We start from the raw sequence: 21742 nt of genomic DNA, 5'->3' as shown, positions 1-21742 counted from the left end.
TATTTTAATCTCTATTATACTCGCTTTAAGTGATCTGTGGCGGGAAAATTCATAATCATACAAAAAAGGAATGATGATCATGAGCCGTGGACAACGCCAACCTGGCAAAGCATATGCGGATCTGCTAACTCATTTTCCACAAACTGGTCAAGTTAAACTCACGGATTTTGCTCAACAATTTGCCGCTGTTTACCATGGTGAAGCAACCGGCCATGCACATACACTGGCCGACCGTTAAGTATCATTACGTCGTGCATCGCGCTCCTTATAACACGCCAATTGCGCATTTAGCTTTAAAATTTGATTTTCTAAAACTTTAATATATTGTTTAAGCTGTTTGCTATCAGTTGTTCGCGAATTAGGGCTTGCACATTGATATTTTTTTACACGTCTACGACTAGTATGACGCTTGGGCAAGATTAAACAATCACAGCGTTGAGTCATCTCAGCCTGCGCCTGCTCATCCAGATCAACCCAAGTTTTAAAGCCGATTTCATCATTTTCTTTAACGTACTCGCGAATTTCGGTTTTCATACCCGGTAAAGCCTTAACACCAAGCGCTTCCCCCATGCTTGTTTGCTGTATAATTTGCTGTTCTTGTAACCAGGCGTAAAACGTATTCTTTTGGAAACCGAGACGCCGTTGCACTGTACAAAGTTTCATCCTATCCCTCATTAAAATTTATTTGGTGTACTATATCATTAATATCCGCAGATGCGTTACCATTATTTTTAATCAACCAAATTAAAGTGAGGTCAAATTTATGGAAATCAATGAACTCGTAGCACGTACCAAAAAAATTCGTACTGCTTATCACAAATTAGAAAGCAAACAAAATGGCCAGCCTTGGTCCAGTGAACAAGACGCTTTGGCCTTTTTGACTGATGCAGGTTTGGTCGGTCGTTTGGTTATGGCCCATCAAGGTAGTTGGCCGACGGACCAAACGGAACCTACTTTAGACTATAAAATTGCCGAATGCATGTGGTGGCTCAGTACCATCGCTGATGCTAGTCATATTGATCTAGACACCGCGCTTGAAAATTTTTTACAGTCCCGAGAACAACATCTGACCAACTAAACAGGCCTGCAGATTTAGCCAATATCATTTTTGCCGACAGAAAAGGCACGCAAAATTATTTGCGTGCCTTTTTTAAGGTCACTACTTGCGTCGCAACTTGTTCAATAAAGGTCTGATCATGTTCGATCAACAGCATGGTTGGTTGCACTGCTAAAATTAGTTGCTCTAGCTGTTCTTGATTGAAAACATCTAAATAATTCAACGGTTCATCCCAAATATACAATTCTGCTGGTAATGATAATGACTTGGCCAGTTCCACTTTCTTACGCTGCCCCATACTCATCAGCTCGATCCGCGTATCAAAAACAGGTCGCGGCATCCCTAATTTGTGTAAATTGTTTAAAAAAGCAGTGTAATCTAGCCCTTGCGCCTCGGCAAAATCAGTTAATGACCCCTGATTATCCTCGTAATCCTGGCGTACATAACTAATTCGTAACTGGGCGGGCCGCTGGACATGTCCAGTGGCTGTCCCGGTGAATTGACCTAATAATTGCCGAACGATCGTCGATTTACCCGCACCATTTGGCCCAACTAAGGCTAACCGTTGCCCTTGTTGCAATTCAAATGACAATGGTTGAAATAACGGTTGCTCGTAGCCTAATTGCAGCTGTTCCACGGTGAGTAACCGCTGATGGTGGCTAGGTTCAAACGCCATGGTCAACGGCTCGACCTGCTCAATATTTTTCAGTAATTGTTCCTTTTCACCGATTTCATTCGCCATGCGCTTGGCCAAGTGTTTTGACCGTTTCATGGTTCGTGCTGCCCGCGCACCAATAAAGCCAGTATCGTAAACCGCACCGCTACCTTTTTTACGCGGATCGCCATATTTATCGCCTTCACGGGATTGCGACCACTTTGCCTTTTCTGCCGCAGTTTGTTTCAACCGCCCAATATCTTTTTTTAACTTACTATTTTGCGCCTGCTCAAAATTATCGCTTAATTGTTTCTGCGCCTCGTAGGTGGCAAAATTACCTTGGTAGCTACTGATCTGATTTTTTTCGATGGCCAAAGTATGATCGGTAACCTGATTGAGAAAATGACGATCATGGCTGACCACAATAAAGCCTTGCCGCTTACGTTGTAAATAAGCGGCCACTTGCTGCCGACCTTGCAGATCCAAATGATTGGTTGGCTCGTCAATCAACGGAAATGCACCTGCTTCAATAAATAACACTGCCAGCAACACTTTTGTTTGTTCACCACCAGATAAGGTCGCAAAGGGACGCCACAATAAATCAGTGCTCAGCCCGAGTTGGTTCATTTCCCGCTCAATTTGCCACTGTTCCGCTGTACTAATTTCTGCCAACACATAATAGGTCAGTTGACTTTTATCCTTCAGCGGCTGCGGAAAATAAGACAAACGCTGATGCTGCTGAATGGTGCCTTGATAAGGTAACTCACCTTGTAATAAACGCAGTAATGTCGTTTTACCGCGACCATTACGCCCAACTAAACCTAATTTCCACTGGCTATCCAGTAAAAAATTAGCCTGTTCAAATAAAGGTCGCGCCTGACCATCATAGCCGAACGTCAAGTTTTTAATTTCAATTTTTGACATAAACTCACCTCATATTAAGCTAGTGACCTAACGTCACCAGTAACACAACTTGCTTTCAGAATTAGCTGAAAAAGTGAGCACACAAAAAGGACCCACGCCTTGAGTAACTAAGCTAATCCTGAAAATCTGCAGACTCCACCTGTAAAAACAGCTAGAACATAACAGTTTAATCAGATAACTTAGTTTCTCAACGCACGGATCCCTCATTTCGTTTTATAAATTACATGTAGTATACCACGCCAGCCTGATCAGCCGCAAGTTAACTAGCCAACTGTGCCATAAAAGTTGGTAACGCCGCAATGATTTGGGTCGGCAACGTGACGTATTGCGTCCGCGCCAGTTGATCGCTGATGGCACTGTGGGTATAAACCGCCGCCAAAATCGTCCGACCACGATCGGCACTAAACTGAGCTAAAAAACCAGCTAAAATACCGGTCAAACAATCACCCATTCCACCAGTGGCCATTGCCGCCGAGCCAACCGTATTTTGCCAAATGGTTGATTGGGCCGCCAGGTAAACTTCGGTTCGGTGAGATTTAACAATTACCGTAGCCCCTAACTTTTGTTGCACAGCTTGGTTATTAGCAGGAGTTTGTGCAGCAATTTTTAAACCTGATAATCGTTGCCACTCCATTTGGTGCGGTGTAAAAACAATTTGCGCAACCGGTAACGGTAAATGATATTGCGCAATTAGCGTGATTGCTGAACCATCAACGATCAAGTCTTGTTGCGGCCGAACCTGCGTAAAAACAAACTTGAGAATTTCTAAAGCAGTAGCATCTGTCCCTAGACCTGGACCGATGACCACGGTATCCATTTGCGCAATCAGCGTACTCAGTAAGTCTTGATCCTGATAATCCACTACCATTGCCTCTGGCAACCGCGCATGTAAACTTACAAAATTCTGTGGGTCCGTTGCACAAGTGACTAAACCCGCACCACTATAAACTGCCGCGCTGGCACTCATAATGATCGCACCACCAAAATTACGGTTACCACCAATCGTCAATACACGCCCAAAACTCCCCTTATGACTTTCTTGCGTCCGTGGCTGAATAACCTGCCGCACCAGCGTCTCCGTAATCTGTTGCATACTCGGCACTCCCTTTACGAATATTTGTATAACTACTCATATTATAGCATTTTCATCTTGACCAACTGCCGGTGAAAATGCTAAACTGTTTAAGTGCTCAATAATTGCCGCTGTGGCGGAATTGGCAGACGCGCAGCATTCAGGGTGCTGTTTCCTTCGGGAAGTACAGGTTCGACCCCTGCCAGCGGCATATAAAATCATACTAGTTCACTATTTTCTTTTTAAGAATGCTATAATAACGGCTTTTGACGTTATTGTGGCATTTTTATTTTGTATTAAAGAGGACTAGTTTTTTAAAAGTCTGCACACAAAAATAAATCGTCCCTAACCCACGAATGTTAAGTAGGAAAAAGACGATTTATTATGCAGATTATTAGAAAACTGCCACTATATCGGACATAAACACTGCAAACCCTAGTACAACAGTGCTGTTTTGATTAGCCTAAATACAAAATTAATATCATTTTGTCACACATTTTGGATAGCTAACTTAGCCATAAAACAGGCTTTAAACCGCTTAATTGCACCGACTGAAAGAATGCAGTATGCTTATCTTATCAGTTCATTTTTGGAGGTAAAATTATGCTACGTTTCACCTTAATTTTAACCGCATTAGTTGGTCTTGAACACTTAGGTATTATGCTGCTAGAAATATTTGCTGACCCTAAAACTCAAGCCAAGGCTTTTGCAATGCCCCTTAATTTTGTTAAGTTACCTAATGCCCAGATTGCCCTAGGTAACCAGGGAATTTACAATGGTGCACTGGGCTTGCTGATCCTCAGTAGTTTAATGCTATTTTCCGGTTCAACTTTGCTGACATTATTGAAATTATTAATGCTGTTTGTAATGATCGTTGCCACCTATGGCGGTTTCACGGCAACTAAAAAAATCTTTGGTCTACAATTATTGCCCGCAACGCTAGTTTTTATTTTTTTATGGCTTTAAAAAACGCCTAAGTCCATCGACCTAAGCGCAGGTTAATTATTCTTGATCGTCGTCCGCATCGTTAACAACCAATACTTTAGTCGTACTGTGCCGTACCACATAGCTAGTTGTCGAGCCTAACATGATCCGAGATAAGGCGTCGACCCCACTTTTACCCATAACGATCAAATCGATGGCATACTTTTTCGGTAATTCCAAGGCGATAGCTTTTTTCGGAATACCATCAGCTAAAATTGTGGTTGTCTGAACGCCGGCTTCTTTAGCGACTGTTTCAGCATCTTTCAGGATTCGTTGGGAGCGTTGCTTGAGATCATCATAAAAATCAATCGGTGCTGCCATGCCGTAACCGTAGGCCATGTAATGTTGTTCATCAACAATACAGGCAATAAACAGCTTAGCAGCAAATTTTTTACTGAGTTCAATGGCTTCTTTTAAGGCTTGTTCAGCATTTTGACTACCATCCAGCGGCACTAAAATACGTTCATACATATAAGGCACCTCTTTCGCTTTTGATAATATTAGTATACGTTATCTTAACGAACCAACAACAGAAATATGCATAAGCATTTAGATAAGGAGTAAACTATGACTATTGCAATCGGCTTTAATACCGGTGAGGGCAGCATTATTGCCACCGATTCACGTTTGACCATGCAATTAAATCGCCGCCTATTCGTCAAAAGTGATCAGACCCAGAAAATTTTTCGGATCAACGACTATTTATTCACCACAGCGGGCCAATATAATTTAAAATGGAACAATCAATGGCTGTCGGTTAAAGAATTTTTAATCAATTTTGTGGCACGCCACCCGGCTTGGCAACACCAAGCCTTGGCCACGGCCCTACAAGCAGAAATGATCACCACTAATTTAGATGATAATGACTTTATCATGGCGGTGGGACGTGAAACCTGGTTGATCAATCGCAATGAAGTCAGTTCCCTCAGCTACACCGCCATTGGCACTAAAAATGCCGCTGAAAAATTTTATCCCGTTTTTTTCACACTTAACGATAATCTTCCTTTGCCGTTACTTGCCCAAATGCTGGAAACCAAATTAACCGAGTTTATTGCAAAGAATCCTCAAATTGGTAAAATCGGCGGTCCGGTGCAAGTCGCGTACATTCAATACAAAAATGCATGAAAATTCAAATAGGACTGGCGACACTAAACTAGATATGCTATACTATAATAGTTGAAATTGCGGGTGTAGTTTAGTGGTAAAATATCAGCTTCCCAAGCTGAAGTCGCGAGTCCGATTCTCGTCACCCGCTTAAGTGAATAAAGCTTGTTAGACCAACGTTTATAAGGCGTTGGTCTTTTTGTGCGCTGATTTGGAAAAGGACTAAAGTTGTATTGAATTTTAATGTAAAAGCAATCACATGTACGGGACTAGATCACATTAGTGGCTTAGTCTTAAATTGAAGTCATGAGGTCACCTCCTGAACCACGAATTTAATAGGATAACAGTGCCACTATCCTTAACGATAGTGGTATTTTTGTACCTTGAAAATGAACCAGTATATGAATCACCCACTACACCACAAGATACGATTGCGCCTATTTTAGAACGTTTCTTACTCTCAACTACTTAAACGGTACCTCAGGTCAAAAGTTCTTATCTGAATGATTGGGACAACGAACTAGAACAACAATCAAAGCGCCACGCTATACTGATTTATCACGCCTTTAAACCTGAAAAAGAACAAAGGTCGTCCCATACAACGCCCCAAGTTAGCGTTAAAACACACTTACTTGCATTTTCCTGCAGTTTTGCTATTATGGGTATATAAAAAGCGAACACCGTTGCAGGATGTTCGCTTAAGCGTGAGTATAGCACGTGCTTAGAGTTGGCTAATCCTTTTTAGTGGGATTAGCTTTTTTTATTATCTCGTAGGCCTTAGCAAAATTAATTGCGGCTTTAGAAATAATAAAAATCGCTACGGCGTAAACCGTCTTGAACTCCTAACACAATAGCTAAATTGCACATACAGCCATCACCACCGTTTTTGTATAGAATTGGTGGGATAGTGTGGCGTTTACGTGCTGCTCACTAAACCGCAATAGAGTAGCTACTCCCTAAATTGACCATGAACTAAGTATATAGGGCGTTGCCGCTAATGGCAATATCGTTTGAGTATCTGCACACTTATCTGCACGCAACGGCATCAAACGCCGTTATCCCAGCATCTCATCTACTCGTTATCCGCTTTGCTTGCCACTGCTTAGCATTATTTTTTGAACATGTTATAATGTGATTGTAGAAAACAGTAAAGATAATTATCACTGCTTGAGTGGCCTCTCAAGCGAGCCGGCGCCGCTATCCTGTTTTTATTTGTAATTAATTGAAATCATGAGATACTTTTGTATCAGGTAATACTTGGGGATGCTATCCCTACTGGCCTTATCAGCCAGTAAACATGGCGCTGCCGCTATCTTTATTGATGGCGGTCTTTGTTTATCTTTATTTAAAATTATGTTATACTAAGTCTACCGAAAGAAAGTAAATGGTTTTCACCGTTTGAGTGGTCTCTCAAACAAGTAAAGCCGGTGCCGCTATCCTCAACGATAGCGGTTTTTTTATGCACTAAAAGAAGCTTAACAGGTGGTCTAAGCCTGATAAGCTTCAAGTAGGACTAGTGGCGTTGATGCTTGCCACCTTTACACTTTGAGTGTCTCCCAACCAGCGGGCTAAGTACATAACGCACGAAGCAATAACGGCCAAAGGCTAACACTGTGGTACTAACAACACTCACGATCACGGCTTCAATAATATCCACCGTAACCGTTCCGAAAGAAAAGTAAATAGTTTCTCACCGGCAACAGACTCCAGTTGAGTTTTAAACTGCTACCGCTATTAATTCTATCAAGAACCAACAAAAATTGATATAGCATCCCTAATCACAACCGGTTATAAGCAAAAAAATAGCACACCTTTGCAAGTGTGCTTCACGCCCCCGACAACTCGTTATTTTATTAAAACATGCAACTTTTTAGTTTGAATCACGTGAAGCACTGATCTAACAACGTTTAGCGGACGTTGGTCTTTTTGATTAAAGCATATTATTGATTTTTTTGTCTTCAATTAGAGTTGTCTTTTGAGTCACAATAATTAAAGGTAGCCTCTAATCCACTCAACACCCCGCTATTGCCGTAGGTAATAGCGGCTTTTTATTGGCCAAAATAAAAAAGCCAATAGTCTGAAATAAACCACTGACTTTTAAAATTGGCAAGGTTACTACGTTAATAAGCGACTAACTTAGTACAACAAATCGCATTAGGTTAATAATATGCCGTATAAAACAAATACCCGGCCAGGCCAAACGCCGCAAAACAAATCAGGATCCGCAGTGGCCGCACTGGCACGTGCCGGACAACGATCGGCCCTAAAAAGCCACCCACAAACATACCTAATCCCAAAGGTAGCACCATCCACCAGTAAACTTTAGTAGTGAAAGCATAAATAACCAAGGAAAGCATGTTGGTTAAAAAAGAAGCAAAATTTTTGATGGCATTGGTCACAGGAAATGATTTATTCAAGGTCACACTTAAAATAGCCAACAAAATCATCCCCGCAGAAGCACCAAAATAACCAATGTACATACCAACTAAAAAAATGGCAATATTTTTCAAAATGGTCACGCCTAAATGCTGCACCTGAACCGGCCGAGGAATCTTATGCCGTAATTGATCCCAAAGCATTAAAACACCAGCACCAAAAACTAAAAAAGGAACGATGCGTTCAAACGTTTTTTCCGGCGCTACCACCAGCAAAATACTACCGACGATTCCACCGGCTAGCGCATACAACGTGACTTGCCACATTGTATGGCGATTATGCCGTAATTCTTTTAATGAGGAAATACTGGCACCTGCACCTGTAAAGATTAACGCCGCCGTATTGGTGGTATTAGCGCTGACTGGGGGCAAACCTAGTAGCAATAAAACTGGGTATGAGATCAACGATGCTAAGCCAGCAATCGACGAGATCAGACCAGCAGATACACCGGTAACCAAAAGAATAATTGACATTAACCATAATGACAAAGGCAACTCCCTCCTTTCCTGATGACTTTCTATTCCCAAGTACGTACGTTTCTGTTAGTTTTTAACGGCCTGTTTTTCCAAACGCTGTGCCCAAATATTAATGGCCAACGCGATCAACATCAAAATCAAGGCCAATGACATAATATTGTGTAAGCCATTATGTAAAATCAACCGCATCTGCGGAATTAAATGTGCCGGCAAACTATTAATATTAGTCGCATCACTTAATTTATTCATCATCTTCATCGTGATTGTTCCACCAGAGTTAGCAATCCCCCGACTTAAAGCGTGGTTCATGACCAAGCCAAAAATTGCGGCCGTAAATGTCTGACTAAGCATCCGAATCAAAAAGCTAAATGATGTTGCCACCGGAACGTCCTGTTGTTCAGCGTCTTGCTGTACTTTAACTTGCAGCTCGTTAAAACAAGCCCCATTTCCAAGACCTTCAAAAGCACCAGCAATTAATAACAGCCAATAAGGTGTTTTAACGCCGCCTAGCAGTAATACAAATGAAATCGTCAAGGTCACGATCCCTAGGGCCAACACTTTTTGCGGGGTAAAGTATTTGCGTAACGACGCCACTGACCCTGACCCGATAAAATTAGTAAACGAGCTAGGAATCTGTGTTGCACCCCCGATCAGTGCGGTGGTTCCCAGCAGGCCCTGTGCCCACATTGGACTATAGATCAAAAAGCCGACAAAAGCACCCCAGATAATTGTAAATAGCGTAAAATCGATCACCAACGCACGATTTTTAAATAAACGGCTAGGAATGATTGGATCCGCTACTCCTTTTTCAAAGTGGATCATGCTCCCAAGGCAAATCACAGCAACGATCAGCGCCCCTGCAACTAAAACAGCATTAGCGCTGCCGATCATTTCAATTCCTGCTAACAAACTAGTGAGGCCGATCGTCATTAAAATAGATCCAAGATAATCTACAGGCTTGGTTTGGGTCGTTGTTTGGTCCGTTTTATAGTAAATTTGCACTAGCAATGCGGACAACAAACCGATCGGAACATTTAAATAAAATACCCAGTGCCAAGTAAAGGCGTCGACGATGAAACCGCCGACCAGTGGGCCAATGATCGTGGCGGTACTGTAACTAGCCGACACGAAACCTAGTACTTGCATCCGTTTACGCGGATTGGCATACATCTGCGCATAGATAATGTATGGCAATGACACCACACCACCGTTGCCGATACCGGCGATTGTCCGCGCAATGATCAGAAAAACAATGTTTGGCGCTAAGCCTTGCAACAATGAACCAATAATAAAAAACAGCGCGGCCAACTGATAACTACGTTTATTACCGATATGCTCGCCTAATTTACTCCATAACGGCGTACTCACTGCGGTTCCCAGTAAGAACACAGCTACGATCCACCCCATCATTTCGATCCCATGGAGATCAGAAATAATCGCCGGGAGTGCTGTGTTAATAATTGTGCTGTCCAAACCACTCATAGCGTTGGACAATAATAACGCACAAGTGACAATAAAGATATTCCGTTTTGACAAAAGTTTCGCTTCTTCCTCCAAGGTTTTCTACTCTTCATGTTACACTTTATAAAATAATTTTGAAAACAAAATTATTAAATAAACGTTTGCATCCTACTGGCCTTCATCTATAATTTAATTAGTAACTATCAAAAAGGAAATGACACCATGAAAAATTATCTCGTTGATGCCTTCACTAAGGAAATTTTTAAAGGTAACCCAGCAGCTGTGTGTATTGTTAATGCCTTTCCCACTGAGCAGCTAATGCAAAATATTGCACAAGAAAACAGGTTATCGGAAACCGCCTTCGTCGTTAAAAATAATGCTCAATATGAATTACGCTGGTTCACCCCTGGTGGCGAGATTGATCTTTGCGGCCACGCCACTTTGGCTGCGGCTTATGTTTTACTTCATTTTTACGTACCAACCGCACAAAAAATTGAATTTAACACTAAAAGTGGGCAGCTAACTGTCAGTAAGGCTGGCGGTTTGCTGACAATGGATTTTCCTGCCTACTCCTTAAAAAAGGTAGCGGTGACCGCTGCAATGACTCAGGCCTTAGGCGTTACGCCCCAGGCTGCTTATTACGGCCGCGATTTAGTTTGCGTTCTAGCTAATGAGCAGCAAGTCAAGCAGTTAACACCCGATTTCGCACAATTAGAACAACTACCTGGGCTGTTGCAACACGTGACCGCTGTAGGTAACGGCGAGTTTGATTGCGTTTCACGCTCCTTTGGCCCAAAACTAGCCGTACCTGAAGATCCGGTTTGCGGTAGCGGCCACTGCCATATTGTCCCGTTATGGGCACAGAAATTGCACAAAACTAAATTAACGGCGCTTCAAGCATCGCCGCGCACCGGTATCCTTTATTGTGAAAATCAGGGGTCACGCGTAAAACTCAGCGGTTACGCTGTCTTATATGCGTTAAGCGAACTTCAGCTTTAACCTAATTATGGCGGCCTAAACCTGTATTTTCTGAGCGCATAGCAAGCAGACTCAGGACAATTTTGCCGATACTTCGGCCTAAATTCAGCGGCAAACTGCCAACCACGTCCGCAGCGCCGGTTTAGCAGCACAGTCAAGCTATTCAAAACATAAAATGGTCGTTGCTACTCAATTCGAGCAGCAATGACCATTTTATGTTTTCCGTTAGTCTTACTGGTTAGCTTGTATCTAAAATACTGCTCAATTGATCACTTAAAATTGAATTATAAAACCAACTTCTTTTAAGAAACTGTTTTGCGCAACAATGCGATTTCGGCCATCGTTAACGGCCGGTATGCTCCTGCCGCTAAAGTAGCGTCCAGTTGTAGCCCGCCCATTTGAATTCGTTGCAAGGTCAGCACTTCTTTACCGACGGCTTGGAATAAGCGTTTAACCTCATGAAATTTACCTTCATAAACAGTGACCTCAATATCACTTTGTTGCTGGGCTGTATCCGTTGCGAGGATCCGCAGCGCAGCGGGGGCAAAAGTGTTACCGGCCTTGGTCGTGATCCCCGCCGCAAAGCGCCGCTGATCAGCAGCTGTCACCACGCCAGCGATCAATGCGCGATAAACTTTAGCAACCTGCCGGCGGGGGCTCAATAATTGATGCGCCAACTGGCCGTCATTGGTTAAAAGTAATAAACCAGTAGTATCTTTATCCAAACGGCCTACTGGAAATAGATCCGTTCGCGCATCCCCAGTTGCCAATAAATCAAGTACTGTCCGTTGCTGTGCATCAGTGGTGGCAGATAGCACATTAACCGGCTTGTTTAGCATATAATAATAGAATTGCTGATAATGAACCAACTCACCAGCAACACGCACTTGATCAGTCAGCGGGGTTATGTCCGTCCGATTGCTGCTAACCACCACCGTATTGACCTGAACCTGCTTACTGCGAATCAACTGTTGGACTTCTTTGCGACTGCCAATACCAGCGTGCACTAAAAATTTATCTAAACGCATTCTTAACCTCACTTGATTCGTAGACGCCGCCGTAATCCGGCGATCCGACTACCTAATAATTGATCACCGAGCCGACTCTTTAAAACTAAATAACCATATAACGCTGCACCGATCACAGCAACCACTACGATCACCAACATGCTTTGAACGCGGCTAGCAGGATTCAAGAATAAATACAGCCCCTGCTGCAAACCGATACAAACCGCATACATCACCAATGCAAATAACAGGGTCTCCGAGAAAAATTTAACGATCTCGGCTACTTTCAAATGGAACATATTATTCATCGTGTTCATCATTAAATAACTAGCTACCATAAAGCCGATTGCCGTCGCCATCAGCGGCCCAAAAACTTTAAATAAATAAATCATTGGGTACTGAATCGCAACCTTGACCACTAAGCCAACCACGAAATAAGCAATGGCCAAACGATTTTGATACAACCCTTGCAGCATAGCCGCTAAAACTGTAAAAAGCCCTAGCACGATCGACGTATAAGACGAGAACTCTAACACCATGGTGCCAGTAAAATCGTACCCGTAGAAAATGGTGTACAACGGCTTGGCAACGGCTGCCATCCCAATCGCAGACGGGATCATGATGAAAAAGAAAAGTTCAATGGTATTATCCACTTGATCGCGAACGTCGTGAAAATCACGTTTGGTATAAGCCTCTGATAACAAGGGAATCGAAGTGATCGCCATCGAAGCAGCCAAGGAAACGATGATCATGATCAACTTGTTGGCATTAAAAGCAAACAAAGCGTACAAACCGTTGAAGGTAGCCCGCGTACCAACCACAAAATCATCGATCATGTTGAAGAAGGTATATTGATCGACTAACTGAAAAATCGTGATCCCAGCGTCTAGAATAATAAATGGAATCGCCTGCCGAACCATTTCCATGAGCATATCCCGCGTTGAAATATCCAACTCAGTAGCACTATTTTCGGCTAAAACATCCCATTGCTTACGTTTGCGTAAATAATACCACGCCAAAACCAATAGGCTAGCCACCGCACCGACGAAAGCCGCAAACGTTGAATGCGCAACGGCGGTCACGTAATTACCGTGGATCACTTGCATGATCCAGTACGTCGCCGCCAACATATAAACAACTCGCGCCACTTGTTCAATAAATTGCGACACTGCAGACGGCGCCATATCCTGATAACCTTGAAAAAAGCCACGAAATAGGCTCATTACTGGGATCACCAGCAACGGCCACGCTAACGAACGAATAACTGGAACCGCATCTTTATCACCGGTGGAGATCCAGGGTGCCAATATGTACAAGGCCACCGCCGAAACGACCCCCATGATCGCCATTAAATACAAGCCACTGCGGAAAAGTTTACGACCCGTTTTATATTCATTCATGGCATTATAATGCGATACCTGTTTGGCTACTGCCCCTGGAATACCGGCCGTAGAAATAATTAGAAAAATACTGTAAATATTATAACCAATCGCAAACAATGCGTTAGCTTGACCACGCTCATGACCAAACCACATCATCCACGGAATGACGTACAAGGCACCTAAAATACGTGAGAACATGCTGCCAGCCGTCATCCAGGCTGAACCGCGTAACATTTTCTCTTTTGATGTTGCTGTTTTTTCTTCTGGCTGCTTCGCCATATTCATATCCCTCGCAAACTAAAGCTCAAATTTACTGTTGTTACGCGCCTTTTCTTTGACGCCTGAAGCCCGAAGCTTCTATAATGAAAATGGAGTTAAATAAGTAAAGGTGGCGATCTTATGCAGCAAACAACATATTTAGTCGCAGTCGATGGCTCAAAAAATGCGGAACGCGCATTTCAGGCCGCAATTGATCTGGCGACAGTTACTGGTGCTCAAATCAATATACTCTACGTGATCAATGATCGTGGCTACGACCGCCAACGCTTTGAAGCCGAATATTTACGCTTGATCGATGCCGAACATCAACTAGCTGAAGAATTGATTCATACCTATCTCAAAACAGCGCAAGACCAGCAAGTTGCTGCCAAAAAAGTCATCCAATATGGTTACCCGAAGGAACAAATTATCGCCTGCAGTCATGATCAACCTACTGACTTGATTTTTATTGGCGCCACTGGCAATAACGCGTTTGAAGATGGCGAACTTGGCGCGACCGCCGGCTATATTATCCGGCACGCCCCCGCCAACGTTTTCGTTGTTAAATAAACTCGACTAGATTTAATTTTAGCATTTTCAACGCGTATTAGATACCAGGAAACAACAAAAACAGGTTCTGAGTTTTATTTCAGAGCCTGTTTTTAATTTATTCACTTTAATTAGCAACAATATTGACTAACTTTTGCGGTACCGCAATTACTTTACGCACTGTTTTACCGGCAATAAATTCTTGAACTTTAGCATCAGCTAATGCCAATTTTCCCATTTCATCCTTGGCAGTATCCTTACTGATCTGGATTTTTGAGCGTAGTTTACCGTTGACCTGCAGAACAACTTCCACTGTATCCTCGACCAATTGACTAGCGTCATAAGTTGGCCATGGTTCGTAGGTAATACTGCCATCATGACCTAACTTCTGCCATAATTCTTCAGTAATGTGTGGCGCGATCGGATTCAACATTTTAATGAACCCTTCCACGTAAGCCACTGGCAGGATTTCCGCTTTATAGGCCTCATTGATGAAGACCATTAATTGTGAAATTGCGGTATTAAAATGTAAATGCTCAAAATCTTCGGTAACTTTTTTAACGGTTTGGTTATAAATTTTAGTTAAGGTATCGTCACTGATGGTGGTCACGCGGTCGCGCAATTCGTCTTCATCATCAATAAATAAACGCCATACCCGATCCAAGAATTTGCGGCTACCATTTAAGCCTTCATCACTCCAAGCGATCGAAGCATCCAATGGCCCCATAAACATTTCGTACAAACGAAGCGTATCAGCACCATACTCAACAACAATATCATCTGGATTGATCACATTGCCTTTAGATTTAGACATCTTTTCATGATTATTACCTAAAATCATCCCTTGATTAAATAATTTTTGGAATGGTTCCGGCGTCGGTACCACACCGATATCATATAAGAACTTGTGCCAGAAGCGAGCGTACAATAAATGCAGCACTGCGTGTTCCGCACCACCAATATAAAGATCGACGGGCAACCACTGTTTTAACTTATCAAAATCGGCTAATTTTTCCTTGTTGTGCGGATCGACGAACCGTAGGAAGTACCATGAACTACCTGCCCATTGCGGCATGGTGTTAGTTTCCCGTTTACCTTTACGGCCATTTTCATCGACAACATTGACCCAATCTTCCACATTGGCCAGCGGACTTTCAGTACTCCCAGAAGGCTTAACGTCAGCGGTCTTGGGCAAGATCAGTGGTAATTGGTCTTCTGGTACTAATGTAGTTTCACCGTCTTCCCAGTGAATTACCGGAATCGGTTCACCCCAATAACGTTGCCGAGAAAAGATCCAATCACGTAACCGATAGTTAACTTTACGCTTACCGATCCCCTTTTCTTCGATCCAATCCAGCATTTTAGCAATGGCATCTTTTTTATTTAAACCATTTAAAAAGTCGGAATTGATGTGGGGACCGTCTTCGGTAAAGGCAGCCGTAGCAACATTGCCACCTTCGATCACTGGTTTGATCGGTAAATCAAAAGTTTTCGCAAACTCATAATCACGATCATCATGTGCAGGAACCGCCATGATCGCACCAGTACCGTACGAAGCCAAAACGTAATCGCCGATCCAGATCGGAATTTGCTCACCATTAACCGGGTTAATGGCATAGCTACCTGTAAAGGCGCCGGTTTTCTCTTTAGCTAGATCTGTTCGTTCCAAATCACTTTTGTGTGAGATCTCTTCTTGATAAGCGTCAATAGCCGCTTTTTGATCAGCCGTCGTTAATTGCTTGACCAATTCATGTTCGGGTGCCAATACCATATAGGAAGCACCAAACAAGGTATCAGGCCGGGTCGTGAAGACTTCGATTTTAGCATCCTTATGCCCGGCAACACTGAATGTTACACTAGCGCCTTCAGAGCGACCAATCCAGTTACGCTGCATTTCTTTAATGCTTTCCGGCCAATCAACTAGATCCAGATCCTTCAATAAGCGCTCCGCATAGGCGGTGATCTTCAGCATCCACTGCCGCATAGGTACCCGATAAACTGGAAAGCCACCACGTTCGGTTTTACCATCAATTACTTCTTCGTTGGCAACGACGGTTCCTCCCAATAGATCAGGTGCCCAGTTAACTAACACTTTAGATTCATAGGCTAGCCCTTTTTTATACATTTGTTCGAAGATCCATTGCGTCCATTTGTAAAAATTAGGATCAGTGGTATTGACTTCGCGGCCCCAATCATAAGAAAAACCTAGCGAATTGATCTGTTTACGGAAAGTTTCAATATTTTTACGGGTAAAGCTAGCCGGTGAATGGCCAGTATTGATCGCGTATTGTTCAGCTGGTAGCCCAAATGCATCCCAACCCATTGGATGTAAAACATTGTAACCTTGCATCCGCTTCAACCGAGCAATAATATCCGTAGCGGTGTAACCTTCAGGATGGCCTACATGGAGTCCTTTCCCTGATGGATAAGGAAACATATCCAGCGCATAAAAATTCTTTTTATTTGGGTCTTCGGTTGTTTTGAATGTATTGTGTTGCATCCAATACTGATTCCATTTACGTTCAACGACTTTGTGATTGTAACTCATGCATTAACTCCCTTTCTCCACTAACTCACTATAAGAAAAAAGCCCCACAGGAAATATTCCTGTAGGGCGAATGGACCGCGGTGCCACCTACATTTTGCGCAAAACGCAACTCTTTGCTATAACGCAGCACGCGAATCGACCTACTACATTCAGTCAATTATTCCAAGGTGAGTTCGCTTATTTGCGCTACGATTTTCCATTGCCCAATCGCTTGCTGGCTAGTCACAAAAAAGCTACTACTCCTCATCAACATTTCTTATTAATACTCAAATCATACCAAAAAGAATTTTTTAATTCAAGATTGTTTTGTCTGAACATGGTACACTAACTTTATTTACTGCAGTTTATTGCCTTAACTGCGAATCTGCTAAAGGAGTTTATTCATGCCCGCAAAGCGTTTACACCAACAACTATTGCTTACAAGTCTAGCTGCCTATTTTATTTTTGGCATTTTACTTTACTTAGTCTTACAACAAGGCCCTTGGCTGCAACAGATTGATCTACAAGTCAATCACTGGTTCACCGGCCTGCGTACACCTAGTCTTAATTCAGTTATGATCACCATCACTAATTTCGGTAACCCTGGTAACAGCACTTTACTGAACGCAGTTTTGTTAGTCGTATTGCTCAGTTTTCAGCAACGCCAATTGGCCGTTTTCAGTCTACTTAATGTAGCTTTGATCGGTGGCTTAGGCAATCACTTGCTTAAACTTGCAGTTATGCGGCCCCGACCGACTGCTGTAGCTCACCTAGTTGCCGCTGGGGGAACTAGCTTTCCCAGTGGTCACAGTGCCGGCAGCATGGCCTTTTTTGGCACCTTGATTGTGATCACCTATTACTTAGTTCCCGCAGCAAAACAGCGGTACGTCCTTTATAGCCTCTGGATCAGCCTGATTATTTTGATTGGTTTAAGCCGAATCTACGTTGGCGTACATAATGCCAGTGATGTGCTTGCTGGCTGGACCTGGAGTTTAGCCGGCCTTAGCCTCTGCTGGTGGTTATTTTTGCTTAATCATTTGTTGCCCGAAAGGCGGTCCGTTTAAACGGACTGCTTTTTTGTTTGTCGATCCGTTAATAAATTGATCACTAAAGCAAGCACCATCAGACCTGCTGATACGTAAAAAATCACGTGCAAGCCACTGTACAAAATTCCCCGCAACGTTGGCAACAAATGCCGGGGCAGATCAACCGCAGTTTGCGGATTAACTAGGCGGTTCATCATATCGCTGGTGACGCCATGAGCACGATTTTGTTGCACCCCACTAGCTAAATGAACATTGATCACAATGCCATAAACTGAAACCATCAGCGTCTGGCCTAAAGTGCGACACAATGTGTTAAACGACGTCGCCACACCGATCTGATCCTTGGCCACAGAATTTTGCGATACTACCGTTGTCGTTGTGATCGTCACCCCGAAACCAAGTCCGAGAAAGGCCGCAATAAACAGAAAAGTAGCAAATTGCGTTGTTTGGGGAACTAAAGCCAGTACAAAGCTACCACAAGTCAACAATAGCAAACTCCAAAAAAGAATCAATCGTGGCCGGTACTTTGCAATCAGGCCACCAGAAACAAAGGAAGCCACTACCCACATAACCGAACTTGGCGTCACCACAAAACCACCCATAGAGGCCGGCAAACCAAGGATACCTTGCATCCACATCGGCATATAAACTTCAAAACCCATCAAAAAACCACTAACTAGTGCCGCCACAATATTTTGAACATTGAAGGTACTGTTCTTAAACAATGCCAACGAAATAATCGGATCGACCACCCGTTTTTCCGTACGGATAAACAAACCAAAACCTAACAGCGCCCCAGCAAATAAAAGGATCAACCAGAATGAGAACCCCTTTTCCATCACTTGAAAGGCGTACATTACCGCCAACAGAGTCAGCATTAACCAAACGCTACCTAAGTAGTCGATTGGCGTATGATTCACTTTGCGTTCCTCATCTAAATACCGCCAGATCAGCCAAATCGTGATTATCCCGATAGGCACATTCAAGAAGAAGATCCAGTGCCAACTTAATCTTTCTACAATAAAACCACCCAGTAACGGCGCAACCACCGAGGCGATTCCCCAGGCCGAACTATTGAAGCCTAACACTTTGGCACGTTTATTTAACGGATAAATATCCGCGATGATCGTAAACGATACTGGCATAATTGCACCAGCACCGATCCCCTGTAGTGCACGAAAAATAATCAACGTCATCATATTCTGCGCCAGACCACACAAGGCTGACCCTAGAATAAAAATTGCTAAGCCGATCATAAAAACCGGCTTGCGGCCAACGCGATCGGCCAGCTTGCCATAAATCGGTGTCAACATCGCATTAGTCAATAAATAAATTGAAAAAATCCAATTCATCATGTTCAAACCTCGTAAATCACCAACAATTGTTGGCATCGCTGTCGACACGATTGTTCCTTCAATTGCTGACATAAAAGTCGCAATAAAAATCGCAATCGTCACCACAGTTACATTTGTTTTATTTTTACGCATGATCTCTTCCCTTCGTTTGTTCCCCATAAGGCATAAAAAATGACCCTCACCAAATAAAATTGGTAAGGGCCGCCTCTTGTACTCGCTAATCTAATTCTTGGTGCAACGCATCGACTTTATCGAGGTGTTCCCAAGGCAAATCAACATCTGTACGACCAAAATGACCATAAGCAGCCGTTTGTTTGTAAATTGGCCGTTGTAAGTCTAACATTTTAATAATTCCAGCAGGTCGTAAATCAAAAACCTTACGGATTGCAGCTACTAAAGCAGCTTCGGAAACTTTGCTTGTTCCCTGAGTATCAACTGAAATTGAAACTGGTTTAGCGACCCCAATTGCGTAGGCCAACTGAACTTCACACCGAGTGGCAAAACCAGCGGCAACGATATTCTTGGCAATATAACGAGCAGCATAACTAGCGGAACGATCAACTTTAGTTGCATCCTTACCAGAGAATGCACCACCACCATGCTTAGCATAGCCGCCGTAGGTATCAACAATAATCTTACGCCCAGTCAAACCGGCATCACCTTGTGGTCCGCCTAAAACAAACCGTCCAGTGGGGTTGATAAAGTATTTAGTTTGATCGTCTAATAAGTTAGTAGGTACCACCACTTTAATGACCTGTTCAATCATATCTTTCCGAATCTGTTCAAGTGTAGCGTCAGGATCATGCTGCGTACTAATAACTACAGTATCCACACGACTTGGCTTACCTTGATCATCATATTCCACGGTGACCTGCGCCTTAGCATCAGGCCGTAAGTATTTGATTGTGCCGTTTTTACGTAATTCCGCTACTTTACGCATCAAACGATGACTTAAAGAAATTGGCAGTGGCATCAGCTCTGGTGTTTCGTCGATGGCAAAACCAAACATCATTCCTTGATCACCGGCACCAATTTTATCCAATGGATCTTGATCATCTTCACGTGCCTCAAGTGAATCATCGACCCCTTGAGCAATATCCGGTGATTGTTCGTCTAAAGCAACCATGACCGCACAGTTATCGCCATCAAAACCATATTTGGAATGATCATAGCCAATCCCTTTGATCGTGTCGCGGACAGTCTTTTGAATATCCACATACGCACTAGTCGAAACTTCACCAACAACTAATACTAATCCAGTTGTAACCGTTGTTTCAACAGCCACACGTGCTTTTGGATCTTGTTCTAACATAGCATCTAAGATTGCGTCACTAATTTGATCAGCAATCTTATCTGGATGTCCTTCAGAAACAGATTCCGAAGTAAATAAATGTCTTTCTCGCATAAGAAAAATATTCCCCCTTAAAATAATCGGTTACAAGGCACCTTTGTAGTTTAGCTACAAATCCTATCGGGAACCTAAGTATAAACCAACAACTAGTTTAGCACAGTGATCCACGCTTTAAAAGGATTCATTAAAAAAAGCACAAAAGCTAATAGCTTTTGTGCTTTTACTGCCGTCTTACCGCCGATCACGGTACGACGGTCCCAACGGGACTCGAACCCGTGATCTCCTGCGTGACAGGCAGGCGTCCTAACCAACTAGACCATGGAACCATATTGCGGGAGCAGGGTTTGAACCTGCGACCTTCGGGTTATGAGCCCGACGAGCTACCAGACTGCTCCATCCCGCGATAATATAAAGGAGGATGAGAGATTCGAACTCTCGCATGCTTTTACACATCTGACGGTTTTCAAGACCGTTCCCTTCAGCCACTTGGGTAATCCTCCAAGCTGAAAATGACCCGTACGGGATTTGAACCCATGTTACCGCCGTGAAAGGGCGGTGTCTTAACCACTTGACCAACGGGCCATACAAAAACATAAAAATATAAAACGGAGAAGGAGAGATTCGAACTCTCGCGCGGTATTACCCGCCTACACCCTTAGCAGGGGCGCCTCTTCAGCCACTTGAGTACTTCCCCAAAATGGGCCTAAATGGACTTGAACCATCGACCTCACGCTTATCAGGCGTGCGCTCTAACCAGCTGAGCTATAGGCCCATAGTAAAGCGGGTGACGAGAATCGGACTCGCGACAACAGCTTGGAAGGCTGTGGTTTTACCACTAAACTACACCCGCATACTATAGAAAAACTGGCTATGATGGCGCGGGACAGAATCGAACTGCCGACACATGGAGCTTCAATCCATTGCTCTACCGACTGAGCTACCGAGCCATTTTTTTAAACGGTCCCAACGGGACTCGAACCCGTGATCTCCTGCGTGACAGGCAGGCGTCCTAACCAACTAGACCATGGAACCATATTGCGGGAGCAGGGTTTGAACCTGCGACCTTCGGGTTATGAGCCCGACGAGCTACCAGACTGCTCCATCCCGCGATAATATAATA

Annotated in this window: 18 protein-coding genes, 12 tRNA genes, 1 riboswitch and 1 other annotated feature; of the genes, 9 read left to right on the top strand and 21 right to left on the bottom strand. The window is 43.3% G+C overall.

Annotated features, from left to right (window positions below; genetic code table 11):
* The first annotated feature begins 79 nt into the window (after positions 1-79).
* The gene (locus FFM78_RS13880) at positions 80-238 is read left to right on the top strand and encodes a hypothetical protein (RefSeq protein WP_171001877.1); all 159 of its coding nucleotides are present in this window, start codon (positions 80-82) and stop codon (positions 236-238) included.
* On the opposite strand, the gene FFM78_RS10395 is transcribed toward FFM78_RS13880, so the two are convergent.
* Entirely contained in the window at positions 235-663 is a 429-nt protein-coding gene (locus FFM78_RS10395) for a hypothetical protein (RefSeq protein ID WP_137638355.1), read from the bottom strand. The genes FFM78_RS13880 and FFM78_RS10395 overlap by 4 nt on opposite strands.
* Before the next feature lie 100 nt (positions 664-763).
* Between FFM78_RS10395 and FFM78_RS10390 the strand changes: the two genes are divergently transcribed.
* Positions 764-1078 carry a nucleoside triphosphate pyrophosphohydrolase family protein gene (locus FFM78_RS10390; RefSeq protein WP_137638354.1) on the top strand — a complete coding sequence of 105 codons (315 nt, stop codon included), beginning with the start codon at positions 764-766 and terminating at the stop codon, positions 1076-1078.
* A 55-nt stretch (positions 1079-1133) separates the two neighbouring features.
* Here the strand turns inward: FFM78_RS10390 and abc-f are convergent, their stop codons facing one another.
* Complete coding sequence (gene abc-f / locus FFM78_RS10385) at positions 1134-2636, bottom strand: ribosomal protection-like ABC-F family protein (RefSeq protein ID WP_137638353.1); 1503 nt, start codon at positions 2634-2636, stop codon at positions 1134-1136.
* 259 nt (positions 2637-2895) lie between these two features.
* Positions 2896-3729 (bottom strand): NAD(P)H-hydrate dehydratase, encoded by an 834-nt coding sequence (locus FFM78_RS10380; protein ID WP_137638352.1) that lies wholly within the window; start codon positions 3727-3729, stop codon positions 2896-2898.
* Between the two features lie 106 nt (positions 3730-3835).
* On the opposite strand from FFM78_RS10380, the gene FFM78_RS10375 reads away from it, so the two are divergent.
* Positions 3836-3919 (top strand) — tRNA-Leu (locus FFM78_RS10375).
* 392 nt (positions 3920-4311) lie between these two features.
* Positions 4312-4674 carry a DUF1304 domain-containing protein gene (locus FFM78_RS10370; RefSeq protein ID WP_137638351.1) on the top strand — a complete coding sequence of 121 codons (363 nt, stop codon included), beginning with the start codon at positions 4312-4314 and terminating at the stop codon, positions 4672-4674.
* Positions 4675-4710: 36 nt separating this feature from the next.
* On the opposite strand, the gene FFM78_RS10365 is transcribed toward FFM78_RS10370, so the two are convergent.
* Entirely contained in the window at positions 4711-5163 is a 453-nt protein-coding gene (locus FFM78_RS10365) for a universal stress protein (protein ID WP_137638350.1), read from the bottom strand.
* Between the two features lie 96 nt (positions 5164-5259).
* Here FFM78_RS10365 and FFM78_RS10360 point away from each other — a divergent pair, with 96 nt between their 5' ends.
* Positions 5260-5817: an Ntn hydrolase family protein gene (locus FFM78_RS10360; RefSeq protein WP_137638349.1), complete on the top strand. Its 558-nt coding sequence runs from the start codon at positions 5260-5262 to the stop codon at positions 5815-5817.
* Between the two features lie 59 nt (positions 5818-5876).
* Positions 5877-5947: transfer RNA gene (locus FFM78_RS10355), tRNA-Gly, on the top strand.
* A gap of 2008 nt (positions 5948-7955) precedes the next feature.
* Here the strand turns inward: FFM78_RS10355 and FFM78_RS10350 are convergent.
* Both FFM78_RS10350 and FFM78_RS10345 read right to left on the bottom strand, forming a co-directional pair.
* Positions 7956-8720 (bottom strand): sulfite exporter TauE/SafE family protein, encoded by a 765-nt coding sequence (locus tag FFM78_RS10350; RefSeq protein WP_137638348.1) that lies wholly within the window; start codon positions 8718-8720, stop codon positions 7956-7958.
* A gap of 54 nt (positions 8721-8774) precedes the next feature.
* Positions 8775-10244: an MFS transporter gene (locus FFM78_RS10345; protein ID WP_137638347.1), complete on the bottom strand. Its 1470-nt coding sequence runs from the start codon at positions 10242-10244 to the stop codon at positions 8775-8777.
* Between the two features lie 147 nt (positions 10245-10391).
* Here FFM78_RS10345 and FFM78_RS10340 point away from each other — a divergent pair, with 147 nt between their 5' ends.
* The gene (locus tag FFM78_RS10340; protein WP_137638346.1) at positions 10392-11168 is read left to right on the top strand and encodes a PhzF family phenazine biosynthesis protein; all 777 of its coding nucleotides are present in this window, start codon (positions 10392-10394) and stop codon (positions 11166-11168) included.
* Between the two features lie 281 nt (positions 11169-11449).
* On the opposite strand, the gene FFM78_RS10335 is transcribed toward FFM78_RS10340, so the two are convergent.
* Both FFM78_RS10335 and FFM78_RS10330 read right to left on the bottom strand, forming a co-directional pair.
* Positions 11450-12175, bottom strand: coding sequence for a pseudouridine synthase (locus FFM78_RS10335; RefSeq protein WP_137638345.1), 726 nt, complete (start codon positions 12173-12175; stop codon positions 11450-11452).
* An 8-nt stretch (positions 12176-12183) separates the two neighbouring features.
* The gene (locus FFM78_RS10330; RefSeq protein ID WP_137638344.1) at positions 12184-13815 is read right to left on the bottom strand and encodes a putative polysaccharide biosynthesis protein; all 1632 of its coding nucleotides are present in this window, start codon (positions 13813-13815) and stop codon (positions 12184-12186) included.
* Between the two features lie 120 nt (positions 13816-13935).
* Between FFM78_RS10330 and FFM78_RS10325 the strand changes: the two genes are divergently transcribed.
* Positions 13936-14364 carry a universal stress protein gene (locus FFM78_RS10325; RefSeq protein WP_137638343.1) on the top strand — a complete coding sequence of 143 codons (429 nt, stop codon included), beginning with the start codon at positions 13936-13938 and terminating at the stop codon, positions 14362-14364.
* A 106-nt stretch (positions 14365-14470) separates the two neighbouring features.
* Here FFM78_RS10325 and leuS read toward each other — a convergent pair whose 3' ends face one another.
* Positions 14471-16891, bottom strand: a complete 2421-nt coding sequence (gene leuS, locus FFM78_RS10320; protein WP_137638342.1) for a leucine--tRNA ligase — start codon at positions 16889-16891, stop codon at positions 14471-14473.
* 59 nt (positions 16892-16950) lie between these two features.
* Positions 16951-17150, bottom strand: a binding site (T-box leader).
* A gap of 124 nt (positions 17151-17274) precedes the next feature.
* Between leuS and FFM78_RS10315 the strand changes: the two genes are divergently transcribed.
* Positions 17275-17934 carry a phosphatase PAP2 family protein gene (locus FFM78_RS10315; RefSeq protein WP_137638341.1) on the top strand — a complete coding sequence of 220 codons (660 nt, stop codon included), beginning with the start codon at positions 17275-17277 and terminating at the stop codon, positions 17932-17934.
* Here the strand turns inward: FFM78_RS10315 and FFM78_RS10310 are convergent.
* The 12 genes from FFM78_RS10310 to FFM78_RS10255 form a co-directional block, all read right to left on the bottom strand.
* Positions 17931-19403, bottom strand: a complete 1473-nt coding sequence (locus FFM78_RS10310; RefSeq protein ID WP_137638340.1) for an MDR family MFS transporter — start codon at positions 19401-19403, stop codon at positions 17931-17933. The genes FFM78_RS10315 and FFM78_RS10310 overlap by 4 nt on opposite strands.
* 85 nt (positions 19404-19488) lie before the next feature.
* The gene (gene metK, locus FFM78_RS10305; protein ID WP_137638339.1) at positions 19489-20676 is read right to left on the bottom strand and encodes a methionine adenosyltransferase; all 1188 of its coding nucleotides are present in this window, start codon (positions 20674-20676) and stop codon (positions 19489-19491) included.
* Positions 20674-20766: riboswitch (SMK box riboswitch) on the bottom strand. It overlaps the preceding gene by 3 nt.
* A 108-nt stretch (positions 20767-20874) precedes the next feature.
* A tRNA-Asp gene (locus tag FFM78_RS10300) sits at positions 20875-20948 on the bottom strand.
* 3 nt (positions 20949-20951) lie between these two features.
* Positions 20952-21025 (bottom strand) — tRNA-Met (locus FFM78_RS10295).
* A 9-nt stretch (positions 21026-21034) separates the two neighbouring features.
* Positions 21035-21122: transfer RNA gene (locus tag FFM78_RS10290), tRNA-Ser, on the bottom strand.
* Between the two features lie 10 nt (positions 21123-21132).
* A tRNA-Glu gene (locus tag FFM78_RS10285) sits at positions 21133-21204 on the bottom strand.
* 24 nt (positions 21205-21228) lie between these two features.
* Positions 21229-21316 (bottom strand) — tRNA-Ser (locus FFM78_RS10280).
* A gap of 4 nt (positions 21317-21320) precedes the next feature.
* Positions 21321-21394, bottom strand: a tRNA-Ile gene (locus tag FFM78_RS10275).
* A 7-nt stretch (positions 21395-21401) separates the two neighbouring features.
* Positions 21402-21472, bottom strand: a tRNA-Gly gene (locus FFM78_RS10270).
* A gap of 24 nt (positions 21473-21496) precedes the next feature.
* Positions 21497-21569, bottom strand: a tRNA-Phe gene (locus FFM78_RS10265).
* Positions 21570-21580: 11 nt separating this feature from the next.
* A tRNA-Asp gene (locus FFM78_RS10260) sits at positions 21581-21654 on the bottom strand.
* Between the two features lie 3 nt (positions 21655-21657).
* Positions 21658-21731 (bottom strand) — tRNA-Met (locus tag FFM78_RS10255).
* Positions 21732-21742: the final 11 nt, after the last annotated feature.

It is taken from the genome of Loigolactobacillus binensis, from assembly GCF_005405165.1.
GTDB lineage: Bacteria > Bacillota > Bacilli > Lactobacillales > Lactobacillaceae > Loigolactobacillus > Loigolactobacillus binensis.
Note: the sequence above shows the minus strand (reverse complement) of the source record. Positions and strands in the feature narration are given on the sequence as shown.

What these genes read in the sequence shown, in the direction of transcription:
- FFM78_RS13880 (WP_171001877.1), top strand. Translation starts at nt 80, where the DNA reads ATGAGCCGTGGACAACGCCAACCTGGCAAAGCATATGCGGATCTGCTA.
- FFM78_RS10395 (WP_137638355.1), bottom strand. Translation starts at nt 663, where the DNA reads ATGAAACTTTGTACAGTGCAACGGCGTCTCGGTTTCCAAAAGAATACG.
- FFM78_RS10390 (WP_137638354.1), top strand. Translation starts at nt 764, where the DNA reads ATGGAAATCAATGAACTCGTAGCACGTACCAAAAAAATTCGTACTGCT.
- abc-f (WP_137638353.1), bottom strand. Translation starts at nt 2,636, where the DNA reads ATGTCAAAAATTGAAATTAAAAACTTGACGTTCGGCTATGATGGTCAG.
- FFM78_RS10380 (WP_137638352.1), bottom strand. Translation starts at nt 3,729, where the DNA reads ATGCAACAGATTACGGAGACGCTGGTGCGGCAGGTTATTCAGCCACGG.
- FFM78_RS10370 (WP_137638351.1), top strand. Translation starts at nt 4,312, where the DNA reads ATGCTACGTTTCACCTTAATTTTAACCGCATTAGTTGGTCTTGAACAC.
- FFM78_RS10365 (WP_137638350.1), bottom strand. Translation starts at nt 5,163, where the DNA reads ATGTATGAACGTATTTTAGTGCCGCTGGATGGTAGTCAAAATGCTGAA.
- FFM78_RS10360 (WP_137638349.1), top strand. Translation starts at nt 5,260, where the DNA reads ATGACTATTGCAATCGGCTTTAATACCGGTGAGGGCAGCATTATTGCC.
- FFM78_RS10340 (WP_137638346.1), top strand. Translation starts at nt 10,392, where the DNA reads ATGAAAAATTATCTCGTTGATGCCTTCACTAAGGAAATTTTTAAAGGT.
- FFM78_RS10335 (WP_137638345.1), bottom strand. Translation starts at nt 12,175, where the DNA reads ATGCGTTTAGATAAATTTTTAGTGCACGCTGGTATTGGCAGTCGCAAA.
- FFM78_RS10330 (WP_137638344.1), bottom strand. Translation starts at nt 13,815, where the DNA reads ATGGCGAAGCAGCCAGAAGAAAAAACAGCAACATCAAAAGAGAAAATG.
- FFM78_RS10325 (WP_137638343.1), top strand. Translation starts at nt 13,936, where the DNA reads ATGCAGCAAACAACATATTTAGTCGCAGTCGATGGCTCAAAAAATGCG.
- leuS (WP_137638342.1), bottom strand. Translation starts at nt 16,891, where the DNA reads ATGAGTTACAATCACAAAGTCGTTGAACGTAAATGGAATCAGTATTGG.
- FFM78_RS10315 (WP_137638341.1), top strand. Translation starts at nt 17,275, where the DNA reads ATGCCCGCAAAGCGTTTACACCAACAACTATTGCTTACAAGTCTAGCT.
- FFM78_RS10310 (WP_137638340.1), bottom strand. Translation starts at nt 19,403, where the DNA reads ATGCGTAAAAATAAAACAAATGTAACTGTGGTGACGATTGCGATTTTT.
- metK (WP_137638339.1), bottom strand. Translation starts at nt 20,676, where the DNA reads ATGCGAGAAAGACATTTATTTACTTCGGAATCTGTTTCTGAAGGACAT.